The organism is Streptomyces tendae (genome assembly GCF_014650435.1).
Classification (GTDB): domain Bacteria; phylum Actinomycetota; class Actinomycetes; order Streptomycetales; family Streptomycetaceae; genus Streptomyces; species Streptomyces tendae.
In genome coordinates, this window is sequence record NZ_BMUY01000018.1 from 154,441 (window position 1) to 172,385 (window position 17,945).

The window sequence follows — 17,945 nt, forward strand, 5'->3', positions numbered from 1 at the left end:
AGTCGACAGGCGGATCCACAAGAGTCCCGGCAGTCTGGTTTCCAGCGGAAAAACGCACGTACTTACGGGGGTAGGCTCGGCAATGGCCGGCCGACTCACGGACGCGCCGGCAGCCGGTGCTCGTGCACCGGCAACCGACATGTGGAGAGGAGCCCTGACTCAGGGTGAGCACCAAGCCGACCACCACAGACCTCGAGTGGACCGAACTGGACCAGCGGGCCGTGGACACCGCCCGCGTCCTGGCCGCCGATGCCGTACAGAAGGTTGGCAACGGCCATCCGGGTACGGCGATGAGCCTGGCGCCCGCCGCCTACACCCTCTTCCAGAAGGTGATGCGGCACGACCCCGCCGACGCGAACTGGGTCGGGCGCGACCGTTTCGTGCTGTCCGCGGGCCACTCGTCCCTGACCCTCTACACCCAGCTGTACCTGGCCGGTTTCGGCCTCGAGCTGGCGGACCTGGAGTCCTTCCGCACCTGGGGCTCCAAGACCCCCGGCCACCCGGAGTACGGCCACACCACGGGCGTGGAGACCACGACCGGCCCGCTGGGCCAGGGTGTCGCCAACGCGGTGGGCATGGCGATGGCCGCCCGCTACGAGCGCGGCCTGTTCGACCCGGAGGCCGCCGAGGGCGAGTCCCCGTTCGACCACTTCGTCTACTGCATCGCCGGTGACGGCTGCCTCCAGGAGGGCATCTCCTCCGAGGCGTCCTCGACGGCCGGTCACCAGAAGCTCGGCAACCTGGTGCTTTTGTGGGACGACAACCACATCTCCATCGAGGGCGACACCGAGACGGCCGTCTCCGAGGACACCTGCAAGCGGTACGAGGCGTACGGCTGGCACGTCCAGCGGGTCGCGCCGAAGCCGGACGGCGACCTGGACCCGAACGCGATCTACGACGCGATCGAGGCGGCCAAGAAGGTCACCGACCGCCCCTCCTTCATCGCGATGCGCTCGATCATCGCCTGGCCCGCCCCGAACGCGCAGAACACCGAGGCCGCGCACGGCTCGGCGCTCGGCGACGACGAGGTCGCCGCGACCAAGCGGGTCCTGGGCTTCGACCCGGAGAAGTCCTTCGAGGTCTCCGACGAGGTCATCGAGCACACCCGCAAGGCGCTGGAGAAGGGCCAGGCGGCCCGCGCGGTGTGGGAGAAGTCCTTCCAGCAGTGGCGGGACAACAACCCGGAGCGTGCCGCCGAGTACGACCGCGTCGCCAAGGGTGAGCTGCCGGGGGGCTGGGAGGAGAAGATCCCGGTCTTCGAGGCGGGCAAGGGCCTGGCGACCCGCGCCGCGTCCGGCAAGGTGCTCCAGGCGCTCGGCGCGGTGGTCCCGGAGCTGTGGGGCGGCTCGGCCGACCTCGCGGGCTCGAACAACACGACGATCGACAAGACGTCGTCCTTCCTCCCCGCGGGCAACCCGCTGCCGGAGGCCGACCCGTACGGCCGCACCATCCACTTCGGCATCCGCGAGCACGCGATGGCCGCGGAGATGAACGGCATCGCGCTGCACGGCAACACCCGCATCTACGGCGGAACGTTCCTGGTCTTCTCGGACTACATGCGCAACGCGGTGCGGCTGTCGGCCCTGATGCACCTGCCGGTGACGTACGTGTGGACGCACGACTCCATCGGTCTGGGCGAGGACGGCCCGACCCACCAGCCGGTCGAGCACCTGGCCTCGCTGCGCGCCATCCCGGGTCTGAACGTGGTCCGGCCGGCCGACGCCAACGAGACGGCGATCGCCTGGCGGGAGATCCTGCGCCGCTGGACGAAGGAGTTCGGCAAGGGCCAGCCGCACGGTCTGGCGCTGACCCGCCAGGGTGTGCCGACGTACGAGTCGAACGAGGACGCGGCCAAGGGCGGCTACGTCCTGTTCGAGGCCGAAGGCGGCGAGCCGCAGGTCGTCCTGATCGCCACCGGTTCCGAGGTGCACGTGGCGGTCGAGGCGCGCGAGCAGCTCCAGGCCGACGGTGTGCCGACCCGTGTGGTGTCCATGCCGTCCGTGGAGTGGTTCGAGCAGCAGGACCAGGGGTACCGGGACAGCGTCCTGCCCCCGTCCGTGAAGGCCCGGGTGGCGGTCGAGGCCGGAATCGGTCTGACCTGGCACAAGTACGTGGGGGACGCCGGCCGCATCGTCTCCCTGGAGCACTTCGGTGCTTCGGCGGACGCCAAGGTGCTCTTCAAGGAGTTCGGCTTCACCGCCGAGAACGTGGCCTCCGCCGCGCGGGAATCCCTCGCCGCGGCCCAGCGCTGACGCTCGTATACGACACGTAGGAGATGCAATTTCCATGACAGACGCACTCAAGCGCCTCTCCGATGAAGGCGTCGCGATCTGGCTGGACGACCTGTCGCGCAAGCGGATCACGTCCGGCAACCTCGCCGAGCTGATCGACCAGCAGCACGTCGTGGGCGTCACCACCAACCCGTCGATCTTCCAGAAGGCGATCTCGCAGGGCGACGGCTACGACCAGCAGCTCGCCGACCTCGCGGTGCGCGGGGTCACGGTCGAAGAGGCCATCCGCATGATCACCACGGCGGACGTCCGCGACGCCGCCGACATCCTGCGCCCGGTCTACGACAACACCGGCGGCAAGGACGGCCGGGTCTCCATCGAGGTGGACCCGCGCCTGGCGCACAACACCCACGCCACGGTGGCCGAGGCCAAGCAGCTGGCGTGGCTGGTGGACCGGCCGAACACCTTCATCAAGATCCCGGCGACCGAGGCGGGCCTGCCGGCCATCGCCGAGACCATCGGCCTGGGCATCAGCGTCAACGTCACGCTGATCTTCTCCCTGGAGCGCTACCGCAAGGTCATGGACGCCTTCCTGACCGGCCTGGAGAAGGCCAAGGAGCGCGGCCTGGACCTCTCCCAGATCCACTCGGTGGCGTCCTTCTTCGTGTCCCGCGTGGACACCGAGATCGACAAGCGGATCGACGCGCTCGGCACCGACGAGGCCAAGGCGCAGCGCGGCAAGGCCGCCGTTGCCAACGCGCGCCTGGCCTACCAGGCGTACGAGGAGGTCTTCGGCACCGACCGCTGGGCCGCCCTGGAGAAGGCCGGCGCCAACAAGCAGCGTCCGCTGTGGGCGTCGACCGGTGTGAAGGACAAGGCGTACAGCGACACCATGTACGTCACCGACCTGGTCGCGCCGAACACGGTCAACACCATGCCGGAGGCCACGCTGCTGGCCACCGAGGACCACGGCGAGATCACCGGCGACGCCGTCGCCGGGTCGTACGAGCAGGCCCGCGCCGACCTCGACGCGGTCGAGAAGCTCGGGATCTCCTACGACGAGGTGGTCCAGCTCCTGGAGGACGAGGGCGTCGAGAAGTTCGAGGCGTCCTGGAACGACCTGCTGAAGTCCACGGAGGCGGAGCTCAAGCGCCTCGCTCCCTCGAAGGGCTGAGAATTGTCAAGCAGCAACCCGCTGCGTGACCCCGCAGACCGACGGCTCCCGCGCATCGCGGGGCCGTCGGGTCTGGTCATCTTCGGCGTCACCGGCGATCTGTCCCGCAAGAAGCTCATGCCCGCCGTGTACGACCTCGCCAACCGGGGTCTGCTGCCGCCGGGCTTCTCGCTCGTCGGGTTCGCCCGCCGCGACTGGGAACACGAGGACTTCGCCCAGGTCGTGCACGACGCCGTCAAGGAACACTCCCGCACTCCGTTCCGCGAGGAGGTCTGGCAGCAGCTCATCCAGGGGATGCGCTTCGTCCAGGGCACCTTCGACGACGACGACGCCTTCGAGCGGCTGCGCGGCACCATCGAGGAGCTGGACAAGGCACAGGGCACGGGCGGCAACTTCGCCTTCTACCTGTCGGTGCCGCCGAAGTCCTTCCCGGTGGTCATCCAGCAGCTCAAGAAGCACGGTCTCGCCGACCAGACGAACGGCTCCTGGCGGCGGGCGGTGATCGAGAAGCCGTTCGGCCACGACCTGAGGTCGGCCGAGGAGCTGAACGCGATCGTCCACGAGGTCTTCGGCTCCGACCAGGTCTTCCGCATCGACCACTACCTGGGCAAGGAGACCGTCCAGAACATCCTGGCGCTGCGTTTCGCCAACACGATGTTCGAGCCGATCTGGAACCGGTCCTACGTCGACCACATCCAGATCACCATGGCCGAGGACATCGGCATCGGCGGCCGGGCCGGCTACTACGACGGCATCGGCGCGGCGCGCGACGTCATCCAGAACCACCTCCTCCAGCTGCTCGCGCTGACCGCCATGGAGGAGCCCGCCTCCTTCGACGCGGACGCGCTGGCGGCGGAGAAGACCAAGGTGCTCGGAGCGGTCCGCCTCCCCAAGGACCTGGGCCGGGACACTGTGCGCGGCCAGTACGCGGCGGGCTGGCAGGGCGGCGCCAAGGCCGTCGGCTACCTCGAAGAGGACGGCATCGACCCCAAGTCGAAGACCGACACCTACGCCGCGATCAAGGTCGGCATCGACAACCGCCGCTGGGCGGGCGTCCCCTTCTACCTGCGCACCGGCAAGCGGCTCGGCCGCCGGGTCACGGAGATCGCGGTGGTCTTCCAGCGGGCGCCGCACTCCCCCTTCGACACGACGGCCACCGAGGAACTCGGCTCGAACGCGATCGTCATCCGCGTCCAGCCCGACGAGGGCGTCACCGTCCGCTTCGGTTCCAAGGTGCCGGGCACGTCGATGGAGATCCGGGACGTGTCCATGGACTTCGCCTACGGCGAGTCCTTCACCGAGTCCAGCCCGGAGGCGTACGAGCGCCTGATCCTCGACGTCCTGCTGGGCGACGCCAACCTCTTCCCGCGCACCGAGGAGGTCGAGCTGTCCTGGAAGATCCTCGACCCGATCGAGGAGTACTGGGACGAGCACGGCACCCCGGCCCAGTACCCGGCCGGCACCTGGGGGCCCGTCGAGGCGGACGAAATGCTGGAACGAGACGGACGGAGCTGGCGCCGGCCATGAAGACCGACCTCACGGACACCACGGCCAGCAAGATCAACAAGGCGCTGGTGCTCGGCCGCCGGGCCATCGGCACCCCCGCCGTCGGCATGGTGCTCACCCTGGTCATCGTCACCGACGAGGAGAACGCCTACGACGCGCTGAAGGCCGCGAGCGACGCCGCGCACGAGCACCCCTCGCGCACGCTGGTCGTCATCAAGCGGGTCTCGCGCTCGCCCCGGGACCGCACCCGGTCCCGGCTGGACGCCGAGGTCCGCCTCGGCGCCGACGCGGGCACCGGCGAGACGATCGTGCTGCGGCTGTACGGCGATGTCGTCGACCACGCCCAGTCGGTGGTCCTGCCGCTGCTGCTGCCGGACGCGCCGGTCGTCGTCTGGTGGCCGGTGAACGCGCCGCTGGACCCGGCGAAGGATCCCCTGGGCGCCCTCGCCCAGCGCCGGGTCACCGACACCTACGCCTGCGAGGAGCCGATACGGGAGCTGGCGGCCCGTTCCGACGCCTACGCACCGGGCGACACCGACCTGTCGTGGACCCGCATCACGCCGTGGCGCTCCATGCTGGCGGCCGCGCTCGACCAGGTCGACTGCAAGGTGCAGGGCGTCGAGGTGGAGGGCGAGGAGTTCAACCCGAGCTGCGAGCTGCTCGCGATGTGGCTCGCGGACCGGCTGGACGTGCCGGTGCGGCGCACGGTGTCGGGCGGCCCGGGTCTCACCGCGGTCCGCATGGACACCGACTGCGGTCCCGTCGTCCTGGACCGGGCCGACGGCTCGCTGGCGAACCTCTCCATCCAGGGCCAGCCGGCCCGCGCGGTCGCGCTCAAGCGCCGCGAGACGGCCGAGCTGATCGCGGAGGAGCTGCGCCGCCTGGACCCGGACGACACGTACGCCTCGGCGCTGCGGTACGGCGTGGACCGGCTGAACGAGTCGGCCAAAGGAGACCGGGTCGGCGAAGGCGACGCCCTCGCGGTCACCGCTCCCGTCGGGACGGTCGCGAAGGCTTCCGCGAAGGACGCGGCGCAGGAGAAGACACCGGTGAGGAAGGCGGCGGCGAAATGAGCGACACCCCGCAGCTGGTCGTGCACCGTGACAAGGAGCTGATGGCCGAGGCCGCGGCGGCCCGCCTGATCACGAAGATCGTGGACGCGCAGGCCTCCCGGGGCAGCGCGTCCGTGGTCCTCACCGGCGGCCGCAACGGCAACGGCCTGCTCGCGGCGCTGGCCGGCTCCCCGGCCCGGGACGCGATCGACTGGAGCCGGCTCGACCTGTGGTGGGGCGACGAGCGCTTCCTGCCGGAGGGCGACCCGGAGCGCAACGTCACCCAGGCTCACCAGGCACTCCTCGACGCGGTGCCGCTGGACCCGAAGCGGGTGCACGCGATGGCGGCCTCCGACGGCCCCTACGGCTCGGACGTCGAGGCGGCAGCGGCGGCCTACGCGCAGGAACTGGCCACGGCCTCCGTCCCGGAGAACCACGCCGCGGTCCCGTCCTTCGACGTCCTGCTCCTCGGCGTCGGCCCGGACACCCACGTGGCGTCGCTCTTCCCGGAGCACCCGGGCGTCCGGGAGACGGAGCGCACGGTGATCGGCGTCCACGGCTCGCCCAAGCCGCCGCCCATCCGCATCTCCCTGACCCTGCCCGCGATCCGCGCCGCCCGTGAGGTGTGGCTGCTGGCGGCGGGCGAGGACAAGGCGAACGCGGTGGCGATGGCCCTGTCGGGCGCCGGCGAGATCCAGGCCCCGGCAGCGGGCGCCAGGGGCCGCGCTCGCACCCTGTGGCTCCTGGACTCGGCGGCGGCATCCCAGCTGCCGAGGTCGCTGTACCCACCGGCGTCGGCCTGATCCAGCCCGTCCGGCGTTTGAGGACGAGGCCCGTTCAGGGCCGAAAGCGGGGGTCTGGGGGCGGCAGCCCCAGGGACGGGAACGGGAAGGGGCGGCGGGGGCGAAAACCCTCCCCACCGCCCCACTCTCCCCCGTCACTTCACGGACCCCGCCATGACCCCCTGCACAAAGTGCCGCTGGAACGCGAAGAAGACAACCACCGGCACCACCAGCGACAGGAACGCCCCCGGTGCCAGCACGTCGATGTTGCTGCCGAACTGGCGGATCTGTGACTGGAGCTCCACTGTCAGAGGCTGCGAGGAACTGTCCGCGAAGAGCAGCGCGACCAGCATGTCGTTCCACACCCACAGGAACTGGAAGATGGCGAGGCTGGCGATGGCCGGCTTGCCGACCGGCAGCACCAGCCGCGTGAAGATCCGCCACTCGTTGCCGCCGTCCATGCGCGCGGCCTCCAGCATCTCCTTGGGCATCTCGGCGAAGTAGTTCCGCAGCAGGAACACCGCGAACGGCAGTCCGTAGGCGACGTGGAAGAGCACCACACCCGGGATGGTCCCGAACAGGCCCAGCTGCCCGAAGAGTTTGGCGACCGGCAGCAGCCCGATCTGCACGGGCACCACCAGCAGCGCGACGACGACCAGGAAGACCGTCTCGCGCCCCGGGAAGTCCAGCCAGGCGAAGGCGTACCCGGCGAGCGCCCCGACGACCACGACGAGCACGGTCGTCGGCACGGAGATCAGCACCGTGTTCCAGAATGCCTGGGTGATGCCGGAGTTGCCGAGCAGCGCCGAGTAGTTGTCGAGGGAGAGCTGCCCCGGGCTCGCCAGGGCCGTCCACCAGCCGCCCTTCGCCGTGTCCTCGGACGACCGCAGTGAGGACAGGAACAGCCCGGCCAGCGGCGTCATCCACACCAGCCCGATGAGCACCAGGAATGCCTGGACGATCCCGTTGCCCAGATAGCGCCGGACGGCGTTCATCGCTGACTCCTCATCGCTGACTCCTCTTGAAGCGGCGGACGTTGAAGACCATGGCCGGGACGACGAGCAGCAGGAGCAGTACGCCGAGCGCGCTGCCGAGTCCCTGGTTGTTGCCGCCGCCGAACGACACCAGCCACATCTGCGTCGCGAGCACCGTCGCGTCCTCCTGCACGGGTCCGGGCGCGATGATGTAGACGAGGTCGAAGACCTTCATCACGTTGATCACGAGGGTGATGAAGACGACCGTGAGCACCGGTGCCAGCAGCGGCACGGTGATCCGCCGGAAGATCTGCCACTCGTTGGCGCCGTCCATCCGCGCCGCCTCCAGCGCGTCGCGCGGCAGCGAGGAGAGCCCGGCGCCGATCAGCACCATCGCGAACCCGGTCCAGATCCACAGGTACGCCCCGATGATGGCGGGGGTGACGAGTGCGGGTCCGAGCCAGGAGACGCCCTCGTAGGGCGGGGCGAAGTTGGCGGCGGGGAGCTTCACGCCGTAGGAGCCCGGGTCCAGCCCGTCGAAGGAGAAGGAGCCGTCGTCGGCGGTGGTCGTGGTGGCGACCGTACGGCCGTCGCGCACCGCCTCGACCGTCATCCCGGGCAGCCCGCTCTCCCGCCGGTCGACCCGCCCCTGCTCCCCTCCCCCGCCGGGCGTGAAGTCCAGGTAGACGACGCCGCGCACCTCGTCGTCGGCGGCGTCCCGTCCCGCCGCCCCGTACGCGGACTCCGCGCCGGACGGCAGGTCGTCGGGCCCCACGCCGACCAGGCCGAGGGCCACCGTGTCGCCGGGTGACACGCCCGCACCGGTCCGGTACGAGCCGTCGGCCCCCTTGACCAGACCGCCCTCCTGGCCCTCACGTGCCCGGGCGCCCGGGTAGCTCGACGTACCGGCGAAGGCGTCGTGCACGCCGGTCACGGCAGCGTTGAGTACGCCCTTGTCCGGGTCGTGGTCGTAGGCGAGCCGGAAGACGATGCCGGCGGCGAGGAAGGAGACCGCCATCGGCATGAAGAGGAGCAGCTTGAAGGCGGTGGCCCAGCGGACCTTCTCCACCAGGACGGCGAGGATCAGGCCGAGGCCGGTCAGCAGGGTGGGCGCGACGACGACCCAGATCGCCGTGTTGCGGATGGCCTTGAGGGTGGCCGGGTCGCGGAACATCTCGGTGTAGTTCTCGCCGCCCACGAAGCGCGTGCCGGAGGCGTCGAAGAAGCTGCGGCCGACGGAGAACAGCACGGGGTAGACGACGAGGGCGCCCAGCAGGAGCAGCGCGGGCAGGACGAAGAGCAGGGCGACGGCCGCCCGGCGCCGCCGGGGGCGCCGCAGGGGCGCCGGGCCGGGAGCGGCGGGCGGGCTCGCCTCTTTCACCAGGGTGGAGGTCATGACCGGTCGGCCCTCAGCCCTTGTATGCCTTGGACGCCGCGGCCTCCAGCTCGGCCGCGGTCGCCTTCGGGTCGGAGGGGTCGCGCAGGAAGTCCTGGAGGATCTTCCACTCGCCGGTGCCCTTGGTGCCGCCGAAGGCCGCCGGTGCCTGGTCGGACATGTCGAAGCGGACCGAGTCCCCGGCACCGACGAGCGACTCGGCGGTGGCCCGGGTGACGTCGTCGCCGTAGGAGGCGGGGTCGAGGTTCTTGTTCGGGGAGAGGAAGCCGCCCGCCTCGGCCCACACGGCCGCGGCCTCCGGCGTCGCCAGGTACTCCAGGAGCGCCATGCCGGCCTCGGAGTTCTTGCCGTCCTTGAGGACGACGGCCGCGTCACCGCCGCTGACCACGGGCGCCTCGCCGCCGTCGACCGCCGGGAACGGGAAGAAGTTCGCGTCCTTGCCGATCTCCTTGCCGAACTGGTCCTTGGCGACCCCGGCGACGAAGTCCCCCTCGTAGACCATGCCGGCCTCGGGCTTCGGGCCGAACACCTTCTCCACCGAGCCCGGGAAGTCGGTGTTCAGGGCGCCCTTCTGGCCGCCCTCGATGAGCTGCTTGTCCTTGAAGAGCTTGCCGAGGGTGGTGAGCGCCTCGACCACGCTGGCGTCGGTCCACTTCAACTCGTGGGCGGCGAGGGCGTCGTACTTCTCGGGTCCGGCCTGGGAGAGGTAGACGTTCTCGAACCAGTCGGTCAGCGTCCAGCCGTCCTGCCCGGCGACCGAGAAGGCGGCGAGCCCGGAGTCGGAGACGGTCTGCCCGGCCTTCAGCATCTCGTCGTACGTCTTCGGCGGCTCGACCCCGGCCTGGGCGAGGGCGTCGGGGCTGTACCAGACGGTCGACTTGTGGGCGGCCTTGAAGTAGAGGCCGTAGAGGGTGCCGTCGACGGTCCCGTACGTCTGCCAGACGTCCGCGAAGTTGGTGTCGACGGACTTCTGGGCCGTCTTGGACAGCGGCTTCAGCCAGCCGTTGCCGGCGAACTGCCCCAGCACGCCGACCTGCGGGACCATCACGACGTCGGGGGCGTTGCCGCCCTCGATCTTGCTGCCGACCACGGTGGAGACGTTGTCGCCGGTGGAGACGAAGGAGGTCTTGGCGCCGGTCTTCTCGGTGAAGGCGTCCAGCACCTTCTGGAAGTTCTCCTGTTCGGTGCCGGACCAGACGCCGGCCACGGTGACCGACTGTCCGCTGAGCGCCTTGTCGCCGCCGCCCGCGGTGACGGGTCCGGAGCCGCCGCAGGCGGTCGCGCCGAGGGCGAGGACGAGGGCGGTGCAGCCGGTGAGCAGGATGGTGCTGGGTCGTCGCATCATCGTTGATGTCCCTTCGAGGGTCGGGCGAGAAAGGTCAGAGGCGAGGTCAGAGCTCGGCGATCCACCAGGCGGCGGTGGAGCCGGGCAGGACGCCGGGCGGGCAGGGGCCGTCGCTGGCAAGCAGCGGGGCGCCGGGGACGGGCGCGGGCGTGGGGGCGGTGCCGAAGTTGACGGCGCAGACCAGTCCGTCGCCGCGGACGAAGGCGAGCACGCCGGGCGGGGTGTCCAGCCAGCGCAGCGTGCCCTCGCCCAGCTGCGGCAGGTCGGAGCGGAGTTGCAGGCCGTCGCGGTACAGGTGCCAGAAGGAGCGGGTGTCGGCGAGGGCGCGGTCGGTGGCGTACTCGGCGAAGTACTCGGGCTGCGGCAGCCAGGGCTTGGCACTCCCGTCGCCCGCGGTGAAGCCGAACGGGGACGCCTGGCCCGACCAGGGCAGCGGCACCCGGCAGCCGTCGCGAACCCGGGCACGGCTGCCGGTGCGGTGGAAGATCGGGTCGGTGAGCACGTCGTCGGGCAGGTCGACGACCTCGGGCAGGCCCAGTTCCTCGCCCTGGTAGATGTACGCGGCGCCGGGCAGCGCGAGCATCAGGAGGGCGGCGGCGCGGGCGCGGGCCGTCCCCAGGCCGCTGCCGTCGGTGGCGGGTTCGCCGTAGCGGGTGACGGTGCGGACCTGGTCGTGGTTGTTGAGGACCCAGGTGACCGTGGAACCGGTGCCGGCGATGTCCTGCATGGCCTCGGAGATGACCTTGCGGAAGGCGTCGGGGTCCCAGGGGGCGCCGAGGAGGTCGAAGAAGAACGCCTGGTGGAGTTCGTCGGGCCGGACGTAGCGGGCGTGTTCGCGGGCGCTGGGGACCGACACCTCGCCGACAAGGAGGCGTTCGCGGCCGTCGCGGTCGGTGTACTCCTCGCAGACCGCGCGCCAGTGCCGCCACACGTCGTGCACCTCGGGCTGGTTCCAGGCCAGCGGGTTCACCGAGTCGCGGGTGCGGGCGTCGGCCTCCGGGTCCGGGGAGTCGGGCAGTTCGGGGTGCTTGTAGAGGCCGGCGGCGACGTCGATGCGGAAGCCGTCGACGCCCCGGTCCAGCCAGAAGCGGAGTATCCGGTCGAACTCGGCGGCGACCTCGGGGGTGCGCCAGTTCCAGTCGGGCTGCTCGGGCGTGAACATGTGCAGGTACCACTGGCCGGGACGGCCGTCGGGCTCGGTCACCCGGGTCCAGGCGGGGCCGCCGAACATGGCGTGCCAGTTGTTGGGCGGCTCGTCCCCGTCCGGTCCGCGGCCGTCGGCGAAGTGGAAGCGGGCGCGGGCCGGGCTGCCGGGCGGGGACGCCAGCGCCTCGCGGAACCACGGGTGCTCGCTGGAGCAGTGATTGGGGACGATGTCCAGCAGGACCCGGATGCCGAGGCGCCGGGCCGCGGCGACCAGCGCGTCGAACTCGTCGAGGTCGCCGAAGAGCGGGTCGACGCCCCGGTAGTCGGCGACGTCGTAACCGTGGTCGTGCTGCGGCGACGGGTAGAAGGGGCTCAACCAGATCCCGTCGACGCCGAGTTTGCGCAGGTAGGGCAGTCCGGCCCGGACACCGGCGAGATCGCCGACGCCGTCGCCGGTGCTGTCGAGGAAGCTGCGGACGTAGACCTGGTAGATCACCGCGTCACGCCACCAGTGGTGCCTGTTCACCCCGTGGACCTGTCTGTAGAGGAGGGCCGCTGTTATGCATGCATGTTAGGTAGCGGTGACGCGAGGGTGTCAATGAAGGGAACGGAGGCTACTGGACAGTTGGGTCTTTATATGCCGACTTTTCTGCACGCGACAGACGCAGATGAGACGTCGGCGTTACCTAACGCGTAACTAGGAGATCGCGGCCAGCTCGCGCGCCAGCCGCCGCACCGCGGCCTCGGGCGTCTGCCGCCCGGTCAGCGCGTCGTGCACGACCGCCTGCACGGCCAGGCTGACCTGGTCGTAGCGCGGACTCTTGGGGCGCGGGGCGGCGGCGAGCACGCTCTCGCGCAGGGTCGGCAGGTAGGGGAACGCCTCGATCAGCTCGGGGTCCTCGTACAGGTCGGCCCGTACGGGCGGCAGCGCGCCGCGGGTGAGGACCTGGCGCTGGACGCGCTCGCTGGTGAGGTACGCGATGAGGCGCGCCGCCGAGTCGGGGTGCCGGGCGTGGGCGCCGACGGCCAGGTTGGAGCCGCCGAGGACGCTGGTGCCGGGGCCGCCGGGGCCGGGCAGCGGTACGGCGCCGACCTTCCCGGCGACCGCGGAGTCGGGGGCGGAGGCGCTGACGTAGGCGTAGGGCCAGTTGCGCAGGAAGAGCAGGCGGCCGTCCTGGAACGCCTGCTTGGACTCCTCCTCCTTGTAGGTCAGCGCCGCCTTCGGTATCCAGCCCTCGCGCACCCCGCGGGCCAGGAAACCGATGCCCTCGCGGGCCGCCGCCGAGTCCACGGTGACGCGTTCGCCCTCGTCGCCGAGGATGCTGCCGCCGGCCGAGTAGACGGACTCGGCGGCGTTCACGGTCAGGCCCTCGTAGGGCAGGAACTGGCCCGCGTAGCCGTCCAGTCCGTGCTTCGGGGCGATGGTCTCGGCGTACCGCTCCAGCTCCGCCCAGGTGCGCGGCGGCGGGACGCCCTCGGCGGCGAGGACGTCCTTGCGGTACAGGAGCAGGCCGGCGTTGGTGACGTACGGGACGGCGTAGAGCCTGCCGTCGTAGGTCGCCGTGTCGACGACGGGCGGCAGGAAGGAGCCGAGCGGGAAGCGGTCGCGGGGCAGCGGGCGTATCCAGTCGGCGGCGGCGAACTCGGAGGTCCAGTTGACGTCGATGTTGAGGACGTCGAAGCGGTGCCGGCCGCCGTCGCGCAGGTCGGTGGCCATCTGTGCGCGGGTCTCGTCGGCGGAGTCGGGCAGTTCGACGAGGGTGACCCGTTCGCCGGGGTGGGCGCGGTTCCAGCCTTCGAGGAGCGGGCCGAGGTAGCCGGTGAGGTCCCCGGCGGTGGCCAGGGTGAGCGGTCCCCGACCGCTCGCGGCCCCCTCGTCCGCGCGGGCGCCGGAGGCTGCGTACCCGGTCAGGATGACGAGGAGGACGAGGAGGCCCCTACCGGCGGCGTGGATCCACCGCATAGGTTCCTCCCTGTACACCCTCGTACACCGGGCCCGTTCGTTCGCACCGGCACCGGGCGTCCTCGTCCCGGGTCAGAGGCCATGTATACCTGTTAGGTATGCGCGATACTAGGGCCTGGAGCACATCCGGGGACTCGAACAGAAGCGGGAGGACGGCTGAGTGCGCCTGCACCTCCTGGCTCTCCTGGCCCGCGGTCCGGCCCACGGCTACGAGCTGAAGCAGGACCTTGAGCAACTGCTGGGCTCCGCGTACCCTCAGCCGAACGTCGGCCAGATCTACGTCACCCTCGGCCGTCTCGAGAAGACGGGACTGATCGAGGGCGAGGACATCGAGCAGTCGAGCCGGCCCAACAAGAAGGTCTACCACCTCACCGACGCCGGGCGCGACGAGCTGCGGGCCTGGTACGAGGAGACGGCGGACGAGCCGCGGGTGCGGGACGAGTTCTTCATGAAGCTCGCCCTGGCTCCGCAGACCGGGCTCGCCGACCAGATCGCCCTGATCAACAAGCAGCGGCGGCAGTACCTGAACACGATGCGGCAGCTGTCGAAGCTGGCCGCCGCCGAAGACCGGGACAACCGCGTCGCCCACCTCCTCATCGAGGGCGCGATGCTGCACCTGCAGGCCGACCTCGACTGGCTGGAGCGGTGCCAGGAAGAGCTGGAGGAGCTGGAGTGAGCGCTGGGGCGAGTTCCGACCCCGCTCCCGTGCTGCGCGCCGAGGGCCTGGTCAAGACGCACTACGGCGAGGGCGCCCCGGCGCACGCCGTGCGCGGGGTGGACCTGACGGTGCGGCGCGGCGAGTTCGTGGCGATCACGGGACCGTCCGGTGCCGGGAAGTCGACGCTGCTGCACCTGCTGGGCGGGCTCCAGCGGCCGGACGCGGGCAGCCTCTGGCTGGACGGCGCGTGCACCGACGCCTACGGCGAGGCGCGCTGGGCCGTCGAGCGCAGGAAGCGGATCGGGATCGTCTTCCAGTTCTTCAACCTGGTCTCGGATCTGTCCGTCGCCGACAACGTGGAGCTGCCCGCCCTGCTCGCCGGGCTGCCGCCCAAGCGGGCGCGCGCCGAGCGGGAGGGGCTGCTGGCCGAGCTGGGGCTGACGGGCAAGGAGCGCAGCATGCCCGGTGAGCTGTCCGGCGGTGAGCAGCAGCGGGTGGCGCTGGCGCGTGCGCTGGTCAACCATCCGCCGCTGCTGCTGGCGGACGAGCCGGCGGGCAGCCTGGACAGCAAGGGCACCCGCGAGGTGATGCGGCTGCTGTCCCGCTTCCACCAGCGGGGCCAGACGATCCTGCTGGTCACCCATGACGCGCGGCTCGCCAGCGCCGCCGACCGGGTGATCAGCTTCTTCGACGGGCGGATAGCCGACGACGCCGAGCTGGACGCCGCCGCGCCACCGCGCCGCCGTCCCGGGGCGTCCGCCGTCCTGGAACTCAAGGACTGACATGCGGGCGTACGAGCACCGCGCGCACCGCGCACCGGAGGGCTGAGCCCGTGCGAGCCACTCTGCGCTGGGCCCACTCCGATCTGCGCACGCACCGGGGCGAGGCGCTGTTCCTCGTCCTCGCCACCGCGGGGATCGTCGCGTCGCTGCTGCTGGCCACGGCCCTGTTCGGGTACGCGACCAACCCCTGGCAGCGGGTCTTCACACAGGCCCGCGGCGCGCACGTCTGGCTGCACACCGACCGCGCCGCCGACACCGGCGAGCTGGCCGCGCTGGACGGCGTCCAGTCCGTCGCCGGCCCCTACCCCACCGCGTCCACCACCGTCGCCGTACGCGGCACCCGGGCCTCCGTCGAGCTGCGCGGCACCGCCGAGCGGCCCGACGTGGGGCGCCCGCTGCTCACCGCGGGGCACTGGCTCGACGCCGGCGACCCCGACGGGGTGGTCCTGGAGACCCGCCTCGCCCGTGCGCTGCTGGCCCAGCCCGGCGACACCCTCACCCTGCCCGGCACCTCGCGCTCCCTCACGGTGCTCGGCATCGCCGACAGCCCCGAACGCCGCTACCGGCCGGGCGAGCAGCCGGGCCTGGTGTGGGCGCCGCCGGCCGCGGTGCCCGACCCGGGCGGCCAGGTGATCGGGCTGCGGCTGACCGATCCCGGGGAGACGGACTACGCCGTGCAGCGGGCGGTGACCGTACTGGGCGCCGGGGCGATCGGGCAGGTCTCCACCTGGGAGCAGGCCCGCGCGGAAGCACAGGGCGACAACCGGCTGCTCGGTCAGGTGCTCGGGCTGTTCGGGCTGGGCGCGCTGCTCGCCGCTGGGCTGGCGGTGCACGGGGCGATCGGCACCCGGATCCGAGGACATCTGCGGGACATCTCGGTGCTGAAGGCGATCGGCTTCACGCCGGGCCAGGTCGTGCGGGTCTTCCTGCTCCAGCACCTCGCCTACGCGCTGCTCGGCGCGGTGGCCGCCGCCGCGATCGTCCAGGCTCTGGGCAGCCGCGTCCCGGGGCGGCTCGGGGACGCGGTCGGCGTCTGGCAGGGGCTGCCCGGGCACACCGTCGCGCTGTTCGTCGTACCGGCGTGCGCGGTGCTGTTCATCGGCGCCACCACCGGCCTCGCGGCCTGGCGGGCGGGCCGGGTGCCGCCGGTTCCGCTGCCGCGTCCGGCGGGGGCGCAGGGCGGCGGGCTGTCCGTGGCGGCTCGCCGGGCGCTGGGGCTGCGGATGTTCCGGGTGCCGGTGGGAGCCCGGGGGCGGGGACGTGGTGTCCGGGGTTCCGACGGAGCGGGTGCACCGGGTGCCGGGGCGTCGCCCGGCGTCGCACCGGGTGCCGGGGCGTCGCCCGGCGTGCGGGAACTGGAGGTACGCGTACCGCCCGCCCTCGTGCTCGGCTGGCACAAGGCGTTCGCCCGCCGCCCGCGCTCGTTCGCCACGGTGGCCCGGCTCACCCTGCCGCTGCTGCTGATCGTGGTGGCGATGAGCGCGTGGACCACCATCGACCGCTTCCACAGCCGGCCCGAGCAGATCGGCCTGCCGGCCGCGCTGACCGTCCGTGCGGACACCGACGCCGGGGAGCGCGGCACGCGGGCCCTGCTGGAGCGCGACCCCCAGGTCGCCGCCGCCTACCCGGGTGTCGAGGTCGCCGCCCTGGTGCCGGGCCAGACGGCGACGATCGCCCTGCGCGGGCTCGGCACCCGCGAGGACCCCTACCCGTACGCCCTGGCCGAGGGCCGCCGCGCGGACGGACCGGACGAGGCGGTGGCCGGGCAGGGCCTCCTGGACCTGCTGGAGGTGGAGGTCGGCGACTGGGTGCGGATGACCGTCGGCGACCGGCCGCAGATCCTCCACATCGTGGGCCGCAGCATCGAGCCGGAGAACGCCGGCCGGGTCATCTCCACCTCTCTGGACACCCTCCGGGAGAACGATTCGCGCCTCCGGCCGACCCTCTACCAGCTGCGTCTGGCGGCCGGAGCCGACCCGGACGAGGTCGCCGGGCGGCTCGCGGAGGCCGGGCACGGGCGGCTCGACGTGCACGCCGTGGCGAACCCGGCCGACGGGCTGTCCCCGTTGCGCGCGGTGGTCCTCGGACTGATCGCCGTCCTCGCCCTCGTCGGGCTGATCGAGCTGCTCACGGCGATCGGCGGCACCGTCCGGGAGAGCGAACGGGACCTGCTCGCCCTCAAGGCGATCGGGCTCTCCCCGCGCCAGATCACCGGCATCACCGTCACGGCGACGGGCTGCACCGCCCTGGCGGCCGTGCTCCTCGCCGCCGCCCTGGGGCTGCCGCTCGCCCACTGGCTGATCGACGCCCAGGGCGCCTCCAGCGGCATCGGCGCGGGAATCGCCCAGGTCCCCTCTCCCGCTCTCCTGGTGCTGGTGGGCGCGGCTGCCGTGCTCGGTGCGGCGGCGCTGGCCGCGGTGCCGTCGGCGCGGGCGGCCCGGCGGCGCCTCGCCGACACACTGAGCGCGGTGGCCTGACCGGGACCGGTCGGGCCACCGCGCCCCGTTCCACTCACTGCCGGGCCACCGCGCCCCGCACCGCTCACTGCCGGTCGCGCAGCTCCCGGTACGCGGCGACCAGCGCCACCGTGGAGGCGTCCAGCCCGGGCACGTCCGCGCCCTCGGTCAGCGCGGGTTCGATCCGCTTGGCGAGCACCTTGCCGAGTTCGACGCCCCACTGGTCGAAGGAGTCGATGTTCCAGACCGCGCCCTGCACGAACACCTTGTGCTCGTAGAGCGCGACGAGCTGCCCCAGCACCGACGGGGTCAGCTCGGCGGCCAGGACGGTCGTGGTGGGGTGGTTGCCCCGGAAGGTCTTGTGCGGGACCAGCTCCTCCGGCACCCCCTCGGCGCGTACCTCGTCCGGGGTCTTGCCGAAGGCGAGGGCCTGGGTCTGGGCGAAGAAGTTGGCCATCAGCAGGTCGTGCTGGGCCTTGA

At 71.8% G+C, this 17,945-nt stretch carries 14 protein-coding genes; 8 read left to right on the plus strand and 6 right to left on the minus strand.

The genetic code is table 11. The features are described 5' to 3' along the window. The first annotated feature begins 164 nt into the window (after nt 1–164). Genes tkt through pgl form a run of 5 tightly spaced genes read left to right on the plus strand, consistent with a single transcriptional unit; the run spans nt 165 to nt 6,766 of the window. Nucleotides 165–2,252 (plus strand): transketolase, encoded by a 2,088-nt coding sequence (gene tkt / locus IE258_RS35370; protein ID WP_189749943.1) that lies wholly within the window; start codon nt 165–167, stop codon nt 2,250–2,252. A 34-nt stretch (nt 2,253–2,286) separates the two neighbouring features. After that, nucleotides 2,287–3,405: a transaldolase gene (gene tal / locus IE258_RS35375; protein ID WP_127892748.1), complete on the plus strand. Its 1,119-nt coding sequence runs from the start codon at nt 2,287–2,289 to the stop codon at nt 3,403–3,405. A gap of 3 nt (nt 3,406–3,408) precedes the next feature. Next, nucleotides 3,409–4,932 carry a glucose-6-phosphate dehydrogenase gene (gene zwf, locus IE258_RS35380; protein WP_189749944.1) on the plus strand — a complete coding sequence of 508 codons (1,524 nt, stop codon included), beginning with the start codon at nt 3,409–3,411 and terminating at the stop codon, nt 4,930–4,932. Beyond that, nucleotides 4,929–5,984, plus strand: a complete 1,056-nt coding sequence (gene opcA / locus IE258_RS35385) for a glucose-6-phosphate dehydrogenase assembly protein OpcA (RefSeq protein ID WP_189749945.1) — start codon at nt 4,929–4,931, stop codon at nt 5,982–5,984. Before zwf ends, opcA begins: the two co-directional genes overlap by 4 nt. After that, nucleotides 5,981–6,766: a 6-phosphogluconolactonase gene (gene pgl, locus IE258_RS35390; RefSeq protein ID WP_087809983.1), complete on the plus strand. Its 786-nt coding sequence runs from the start codon at nt 5,981–5,983 to the stop codon at nt 6,764–6,766. The genes opcA and pgl overlap by 4 nt, the downstream gene beginning before the upstream one ends. A 134-nt stretch (nt 6,767–6,900) precedes the next feature. Here pgl and IE258_RS35395 read toward each other — a convergent pair whose 3' ends face one another. The 5 genes from IE258_RS35395 to IE258_RS35415 all read right to left on the minus strand — a co-directional run bounded on the left by IE258_RS35395 (nt 6,901) and on the right by IE258_RS35415 (nt 13,569). Then, the gene (locus IE258_RS35395; protein WP_061445379.1) at nt 6,901–7,740 is read right to left on the minus strand and encodes a carbohydrate ABC transporter permease; all 840 of its coding nucleotides are present in this window, start codon (nt 7,738–7,740) and stop codon (nt 6,901–6,903) included. A gap of 10 nt (nt 7,741–7,750) precedes the next feature. Next, nucleotides 7,751–9,115 (minus strand): carbohydrate ABC transporter permease, encoded by a 1,365-nt coding sequence (locus tag IE258_RS35400; protein WP_189749946.1) that lies wholly within the window; start codon nt 9,113–9,115, stop codon nt 7,751–7,753. A 13-nt stretch (nt 9,116–9,128) separates the two neighbouring features. Beyond that, the gene (locus IE258_RS35405; protein ID WP_189749947.1) at nt 9,129–10,460 is read right to left on the minus strand and encodes an ABC transporter substrate-binding protein; all 1,332 of its coding nucleotides are present in this window, start codon (nt 10,458–10,460) and stop codon (nt 9,129–9,131) included. A 46-nt stretch (nt 10,461–10,506) separates the two neighbouring features. Next, the gene (locus IE258_RS35410; protein WP_189749949.1) at nt 10,507–12,132 is read right to left on the minus strand and encodes a glycoside hydrolase family 13 protein; all 1,626 of its coding nucleotides are present in this window, start codon (nt 12,130–12,132) and stop codon (nt 10,507–10,509) included. 171 nt (nt 12,133–12,303) lie between these two features. Then, nucleotides 12,304–13,569 (minus strand): ABC transporter substrate-binding protein, encoded by a 1,266-nt coding sequence (locus IE258_RS35415; RefSeq protein ID WP_189749950.1) that lies wholly within the window; start codon nt 13,567–13,569, stop codon nt 12,304–12,306. Nucleotides 13,570–13,729: 160 nt separating this feature from the next. Here IE258_RS35415 and IE258_RS35420 point away from each other — a divergent pair, with 160 nt between their 5' ends. Genes IE258_RS35420 through IE258_RS35430 form a run of 3 tightly spaced genes read left to right on the plus strand, consistent with a single transcriptional unit; the run spans nt 13,730 to nt 17,486 of the window. Further along, nucleotides 13,730–14,245: a PadR family transcriptional regulator gene (locus tag IE258_RS35420; RefSeq protein WP_189749952.1), complete on the plus strand. Its 516-nt coding sequence runs from the start codon at nt 13,730–13,732 to the stop codon at nt 14,243–14,245. Next, on the plus strand, nt 14,242–15,009 hold the full coding sequence (locus tag IE258_RS35425; protein ID WP_189749953.1) for an ABC transporter ATP-binding protein: 768 nt from the start codon (nt 14,242–14,244) through the stop codon (nt 15,007–15,009). Before IE258_RS35420 ends, IE258_RS35425 begins: the two co-directional genes overlap by 4 nt. 50 nt (nt 15,010–15,059) lie before the next feature. Further along, a complete protein-coding gene (locus IE258_RS35430; protein ID WP_189749955.1) occupies nt 15,060–17,486 on the plus strand; it encodes an FtsX-like permease family protein in 2,427 nt (808 codons plus the stop codon). Nucleotides 17,487–17,550: 64 nt separating this feature from the next. Here the strand turns inward: IE258_RS35430 and IE258_RS35435 are convergent. Further along, nucleotides 17,551–17,945, minus strand: a 395-nt coding sequence (locus IE258_RS35435; RefSeq protein ID WP_506417438.1) for a phosphoglucose isomerase-related protein, incomplete at its 5' end; no start/stop codon positions are given.